The organism is Belliella kenyensis (genome assembly GCF_022549675.1).
In the GTDB taxonomy this organism is placed as follows: Bacteria; Bacteroidota; Bacteroidia; order Cytophagales; family Cyclobacteriaceae; genus Belliella; species Belliella kenyensis.
Map to the genome: position 1 here is coordinate 408,155 of NZ_JAKZGR010000001.1, position 7,786 is coordinate 415,940.

Genomic DNA, 7,786 nt, shown 5'->3' on the forward strand with positions numbered 1-7,786 from the left:
TCAATGAAAGAAAAAATTAAGGAAATTATAATGTGTATTTATTTGTAAATTAAATGCTTATAAATTCTTTAACTCGAAGAAAACTTTCATTTATCTCCCAAAATTTACCCAGGCATCATTTCATTTACATTTACAATCAATTCACATATTAACACTAAATAAAAACATAGGTAATCTAGGAATTTTATTAATTTGACTTCTATTGTAGAAGTGTTTTCGAGATAAAATCTATTTGCTTAATTAAAATTAGATTTTCATTGTAAAATTGTTTAGAAATGAAAAAAGTATTATTAGTAGAAGATGATCTGGCTATTCAATGTGTTTTAAATTATTTTTTAAAAAATTTAGGATTAGAAGTTGTCATGTTTGAAAATGGCTACGACGCTTGGAATTACTGGAATTCTCAAAAAGATATAGACTTAATTGTAACGGATATTATGATGCCTAAAATTGGAGGAATAGAACTGGCAAAGCTAATTGTAAGTAATGAAAACGGTAAAAATGTCCCCATAATTGCAGTATCTGCTACAAACAAAGAAAATTACAGTGAGGAAGAAATGGAAAACTTCCTAGTCTTTTTAGAAAAACCATTTACTAAAAGCCAATTTATGGATACAATTAATGATATATTGATTTTGATCTGAAAAATCATTGAACTACACTTTTGGTCAAATCAAGGGTAACTACATAGCTTAACCCCTCATCTACGCAGAAATTTAATTTAGTATTATTTTTCAATGCCAAATAGGAAGCTATGTAATTACCTAAGCCCAATCCTTGTTTCTCATACTCTTTTCTCCCAGTTTGTTTGAAAGGTTCAGGAATAAGCAATGAGATAGGTATGTCAAATAGTTCTTGTGTATTTTTGATTATTATCATTTGACTTTCAATCCTAATTTCTATTCCGCTGTCACCAGTAGAACTGAATTTGATAGCATTCTCAATAATTTCTTTTAAAATAAATTGCAGATGTAGTGCATTAAATTTGAATGAAAATGTTTCTAAACTAGATAAAGTTTCATGAGGCAAAAATGCTTCATCAAGAGATTTCAAAATAATATCTCGAGCAGAAAAAACCTTTTGATCTAAATTTTCTTTCCTTGCACAATCATCACAGTATGGGAGTATGGGGTTCTCCATGATTTCTTGGTAAGTCTGAATTTTAAATAAAGTACTTTTCAACTTGAACACGGAGGTTTTAGCTAAACTTAAAATTCTTGAAACTTCCTCTTCTGGCATAGATTTCCAAGAAGACTCCAATAATTCTATTATTCCAATTAAGCCTGTCACTGGGGTATTGATCTCATGCATTCTAACATTCTTGTTCCATTTGACTTCCTTTGCAATCTGAGAATCTAAATACTCATTTCTATCTTTTGACTTTGTCAACACAGCATTTACCGCACTTATAAGGTCTCTGATTTGTACAGGTTTGGCGAGATAATCATCTGCACCAGCATTCATTCCTTCTCTCATGCTATTACTTCCCACTTTTGATGTCAGAAAAATAAATGGAATATTAACCCAATTTTTATTTAATCTCACTTGATGCAATAAGGAAATACCATCCATATTTGGCATCATAATATCTGAAATTATGAGATCAAAATGATCCAACTCTAGCATCTTCAGTGCTTCTACACCATCATCAGCTACAACGACTTTATATCGATTGATTTCTAAGATTTCACACAAATTGGATTGAAGATCTATTTCATCTTCTACCAGCAGTATTTTAGTTTCAGTTGGGTTCTTGGTTAATTGAATCATTTATGTATTTATTTTCGCTTGTTTATTGTTTAAGCTTAAAAATTTGTTCAACAACATAGTATTTGTAACTAAAATTATTAAACTAATGAATCAGGGCGTTAAATACGGTTTAATTAGGTTATAAAGTCAAATAAAGATAATTTTTTAGGATATAATTTATATATGCTTTAAAATATAAACTAAATGACAAAATCTTATAGTCTTTACCTGATAAATTTATAAAAGGCTTATATCCCCAAGTTTTTCAACAAGTAAAAATGATTTTTCACCTTTATGTTATGAAATAATGGGTATATTAATGTAATCTATTAATTATTACTAGGTTTACAATTTTCAATAATATCTAATTCTCTGAAATATCAAATACTTCTTAAATTATATGGTGAATATTAATGATTTTTTTTATCAATCTCTCAATCCAAAAAAAAAAATGTGATCCTTTTTCCAAAATAAGGACAACGATCCTGAATCATAAAATAATCAATCTGATTATACGCTTTTTTGCCAGCAACTTCAATTCAATGGCTCAACAGGTTGTTAATGATCAATATCCATAAGTATCCAATATCAATTTATATCGGAAGTTAGATAAATCGGAATATTGTAATGTTATAGGCAAAGTTCCGTATATCCATGATAATCAATGTATTAAATAGTAAGTGATCACTATCAATTTCAAGTCAATTTTATTAACTCTTTTAAAAAGACTCTACTACCATACAGGTGATTTTAAAAAAACAAAGGGATTCTTTTAGGAACTAGACGAAGAAATGATTAACCAATACAATCTCAGTCTAAAGAATTTTATTATCTCTTTAAAGTTCGCAGACCAAAACGCTTTAATTAAAATCATTCACCACTAAAATAAATGTAATTTAAACACTATAAATTGACTTTAATCATGTTATTTTATCAGCTTATTCACAAGATAAAAGGAATTTATTAGAAAAGTAAAACTGCAAATCCTCACCAGTCCAGCATATTATTCAATCACAATGCGTATAGTTTACCACCACCCTAAAATCATATCGCTTCTACAATTTCACAGTCTCTACAATATTATTTACAGCAGTGCACACTTACTTTACATAAAAACACACTTCATTAAGAATATTTTAAAAGATGTCTTATATACAATATCTTTTTTTGATCTTTAATTTTATTATTAAACATGAAAAAAATACTTATTGTTGAAGATGAATTCGAGTTGGCGGAAAACTTGAAAGACATACTACAGGTGATAGGCTATGAGGTATCTGCTATAATTTCGAACGGCCGTGATGTCCTTTTAAATCTAGAAATTGAACAACCGGATTTAATTATAATGGATATTTTGATCATAGGCAATCTAGACGGTATTGACCTCGCCTATAAGATCAAAGACACCTATGAAATCCCAATTGTATTTTTGACTGGATATACAGATAAAGCCTTTTTAGATCGCATATCTAACATCCTTTATGAAGGATATTTGCTTAAACCTTTCACCTTAGACAGGTTAAGGTCATCTTTGTATTTGGCATTCAAAGAATTTGATAAGAAAAAGCAATCCAATACCAAACATTTAACTTTAAAAATATGGGACAAAGGATTTTTAGTTCCTGTTCCGACTAACGAAATAACCCACCTAGAAGCAGATGGATTATACACTAAGGTTCACACCCTTACTAAACCATACACAGTAAGGGATATTTTGAAAGATGTTGCAACCCAGTTGCCTTCTGATAAATTTATCAGAATTCATAAATCTTTCATTGTCAACACAGATCATATTGTAGGATTTAATTCAAAAGAATTAAATGTTGGTTTAAAAATAATTCCGATCCGAAGAGGGTTTTATAAGGAGCTAAAAAAAATCATCATTTCTGAATAAATTTCGGGCGTTGAATAGTTCCGAAATCACAGTATTTCAAAGATTACTAAAATTCCCCAACCTGAACAGATCCCAATATACAAGCCTCACGAGTTGATTTTAAGGATTCAGATTTAAATAGATTCCTTTTGAGTTCGATTGAAATTAACTTTAAACGCAGAATGAGCTTAAATTCTAAAAGTATTTTTGCGGTGCATCTATTTTACATTCCGTTTAGAAATATAAGCTTTTTGTTTAGGTCTTGATTTATCGAAGTCTGGGAATACTTTAAACAATTTTGAACTAACCTTTTGATAATTTTCGAATAAATAAAACTCCGAGAACTATCTTTTTTAGTTCTTGGAGTTTTTATTTTAAATTTAATTTACTCTACTTTTTCACTAATATCCAACCTTTAAATTCGTGATTTTTACCTTCTGAATCCATAGCGTTAAAGACATAATAGAAGGTTCCATTAGGTAATCCATCCGCAGACCAGTCATTTTGATAATTTGTGCTTTCATAGACGTGATCACCATATCTGTTGAATATCACTATTCTATTACTTACGAACTTACCTAATCCATTGATCACAAAACGATCATTTTTACCATCATTATCTGGTGTAATCACATTAGGTATAACGAAAGGATTAATCTTGTTCACATCAGTATCCACATTGTTGCTTAGATCTATGTCTTGCTCGGCACTAGACACTAGGACTGTATTTGTAATGAATTGTTCAATACTACTATTATTTAACGTATTGGCTCGAACTTGAAGTTTGATTTCTAATTCATTATCCATTGGTAGTATTGAAATATTCCAAATTAACCTGTTTTCTTGACGTATAAAATTAACTTCAAGACCAGCAAAGGAACTTTCTATTGTTTCTGAAACAAATGATAAATCATTTGGAAGATTATCCTCTATGGTTACATTATTTGCATTTGATGTTCCAATATTTTGAACTCTTATTACATATTCGAATACATCGCCTTCCCATATTTTAATTTCATTTGAAGTTTTTGTAATAGAAAGATTAACTCTTGGAGCTTCAAGCGTGATTGATATAAAAGCTGTTCCACAATTTGTTGGATTCAACAACTCGCATACTCGATATTGCAACAAATATGTCCCAGGTTCATTTAATCCAGGTAATAGGAAAAGTGATCCATCTGAAGACACCACTAAGCCCCTCAAGCCTCCCATTTCAAAAATATCTATTTCAACTAATTCAGGATCAATAGGTAAACCATTCAGCCTATCATTATCTAGGATATTCCCCAGATCACCTCCAAAATCAGTAGTATGAATTCCTAAATCATTGTTATTGATTTCAATAGCCAACGTTACGACTGAAACCCTCGCAATGGCCGTTGAACAGTTGCCCGAATTAAGATTCTCACAAATCCTGTATTCTAGCTCATAAGTACCTGCTTGGGTGTTTGGTGAAACTGATATTGTACCATTTGCATTGAGTGTCAATTCTGAATCTCCATCTACCAAGCTCAAAGTAACATCAGTTGGATTCACTATCGCTCCATTCAAGGTATCGTTGATCAAGACACTTGCTGTAGTACCTCCTATTCTGCCATTGATGGAATCAAAGTCATCTGGATTCGCAAGTATCGGAGCTGCTTCCACAGTAACTGTTGCAATGGCTGTTGAACAATTGCTAGGGTTAAGATTTTCGCAAATCCTGTATTCTAGCTCATAAGTGCCTGCTGGGGTGTTTGGTGCTATTCCAATTGTTCCATTTGCATTGAGCGTCAATTCTGAATCTCCATCTACCAAGCTTAAAGTAACATCCGCAGGATTCACTATCGCTCCATTCAAGGTATCGTTGATCAAGACACTTGCTGTGGTGCCTCCTGTTCTGCCATTGATGGAATCAAAGTCATCTGGATTCGCAAGTATCGGTGCTGCTTCCACAGTAACTGTTGCAATAGCCGTTGAACAGTTGCTAGGGTTAAGATTTTCGCAAATCCTGTATTCTAGCTCATAAGTACCTGCTTGGGTGTTTGGTGCTATTCCAATTGTTCCATCGGGGTTCAAGGTCAATTCTGAATCTCCATCTACCAAGCTCAAAGTAACATCAGCTGGATTCACTATCGCTCCATTCAAGGTATCGTTGATCAAAACGCTCGCTGTAATGCCTCCTATTCTGCCATTGATAGAATCAAAATCATCTGGATTCGCAATTATCGGTGCTGCTTCCACAGTAACTGTTGCAATAGCTGTTGAACAGTTGCCCGAATTAAGATTCTCACAAATCCTGTATTCTAGCTCATAAGTACCTGCTGGGGTGTTTGCTGCAATGGATATTGTACCATTTGCGTTCAACGTCAATGGAGATGATGGGTCAGGATCCACCTGAGTCAAAGTAACATCAGTTGGATTCACTATCGCTCCATTCAAGGTATCGTTGATCAAGACACTTGCTGTAGTACCTCCTATTCTGCCATTGATGGAATCAAAGTCATCTGGATTCGCAACTATCAGAGCTGCTTCCACAGTAACTGTTGCAATAGCCGTTGAACAGTTGCTAGGGTTAAGATTCTCACAAATCCTGTATTCTAGCTCGTAAGTACCTGCTGGGGTGTTTGCTGCAATGGATATTGTTCCATTTGCATTGAGCGTCAATGGAGATGATAGGTCAGGATCCACCTGAGTCAAAGTAATATCTGCTGGATTCACTGGAGTACCATTCAAGGTATCGTTGATCAAGACACTTGCTGTAGTGCCTCCTGTTCTGCCATTGATGGAATCAAAGTCATCTGGATTCGCAATTATCGGAGCTGCTTCCACAGTAACTGTTGCAATAGCCGTTGAACAGTTACCCGGATTAAGTATCTCACAAATCCTGTATTCTAGCTCATAAGTGCCTGCTGGGGTGTTTGGTGCTATGGTTATTGTACCATCTGCATTGAGCGTCAATTCTGAATCTCCATCTACCAAGCTCAAAGTAATATCTGCTGGATTCACTATCGCTCCATTCAAAGTGTCATTGATCAAAACGCTCGCTGTAGTGCCTCCTATTCTGCCATTGATGGAATCAAAGTCATCTGGATTCGCAACTATCGGAGCTGCTTCCACAGTAACTGTTGCAATAGCCGTTGAACAGTTACCTGCATTAAGATTCTCACAAATCCTGTATTCTAGCTCGTAAGTGCCTGCTGGGGTGTTTGCTGCAATGGATATTGTTCCATTTGCGTTCAACGTCAATGGAGATGATGGATCTGGATCCACCTGAGTCAAAGTAACATCCGCAGGATTCACTGGAGTACCATTCAAGGTATCGTTGATCAAGACACTTGCTGTAGTGCCTCCTGTTCTGCCATTGATGGAATCAAAGTTGTCAGGGTTCGCAAGTATCGGTGCTGCTTCAACAGTAACTGTTGCAATAGCCGTTGAACAATTGCTAGGGTTAAGATTCTCACAAATGCTGTATTCTAGCTCGTAAGTGCCTGCTGGGGTGTTTGGTGCAATGGATATTGTTCCATTTGCATTGAGTGTCAATTCTGAATCTCCATCTACCAAGCTCAAAGTAACATCAGTTGGATTCACTGGAGTACCATTCAAAGTGTCGTTGATCAAAACGCTCGCTGTAATGCCTCCTGTTCTGCCATTGATAGAATCAAAGTTGTCAGGGTTCGCAACTATCAGTGCTGCTTCCACAGTAACTGTCGCAATAGCCGTTGAACAGTTGCTTGGGTTAAGATTCTCACAAATCCTGTATTCTAGCTCATAAGTGCCTGCTGGGGTGTTTGGTGAAACTGATATTGTACCATTTGCATTGAGTGTCAATTCTGAATCTCCATCTACCAAGCTCAAAGTAATATCTGCTGGATTCACTGGAGTACCATTCAAGGTATCGTTGATCAATACACTTGCTGTGGTGCCTCCTGTTCTGCCATTGATGGAATCAAAGTCATCTGGATTCGCAACTATCGGTGCTGCTTCCACAGTAACTGTTGCAATGGCCGTTGAACAATTGCTAGGGTTAAGATTCTCACAAATGCTGTATTCTAGCACATAAGTGCCTGCTGGGGTGTTTGGTGAAACTGATATTGTACCATTTGCATTGAGTGTCAATTCTGAATCTCCATCTACCAAGCTCAAAGTAATATCTGCTGGATTCACTGGAGTACCATTCAAGGT

Annotated in this window: 4 protein-coding genes; 2 read left to right on the top strand and 2 right to left on the bottom strand. The window is 34.7% G+C overall.

Going from position 1 to position 7,786, the window contains the following annotated elements; genetic code table 11:
- Window positions 1–275: 275 nt before the first annotated feature.
- The gene (locus MM214_RS01625) at window positions 276–644 is read left to right on the top strand and encodes a response regulator (protein WP_241291218.1); all 369 of its coding nucleotides are present in this window, start codon (window positions 276–278) and stop codon (window positions 642–644) included.
- Window positions 645–648: 4 nt separating this feature from the next.
- Here MM214_RS01625 and MM214_RS01630 read toward each other — a convergent pair whose 3' ends face one another.
- Window positions 649–1,770, bottom strand: coding sequence for an ATP-binding response regulator (locus tag MM214_RS01630; protein ID WP_241291220.1), 1,122 nt, complete (start codon window positions 1,768–1,770; stop codon window positions 649–651).
- Between the two features lie 1,171 nt (window positions 1,771–2,941).
- Between MM214_RS01630 and MM214_RS01635 the strand changes: the two genes are divergently transcribed.
- On the top strand, window positions 2,942–3,643 hold the full coding sequence (locus MM214_RS01635) for a LytR/AlgR family response regulator transcription factor (protein WP_241291222.1): 702 nt from the start codon (window positions 2,942–2,944) through the stop codon (window positions 3,641–3,643).
- A 369-nt stretch (window positions 3,644–4,012) separates the two neighbouring features.
- On the opposite strand, the gene MM214_RS01640 is transcribed toward MM214_RS01635, so the two are convergent.
- On the bottom strand, window positions 4,013–7,786 hold a 3,774-nt coding region (locus MM214_RS01640; protein WP_241291224.1), incomplete at its 5' end, for a T9SS type B sorting domain-containing protein.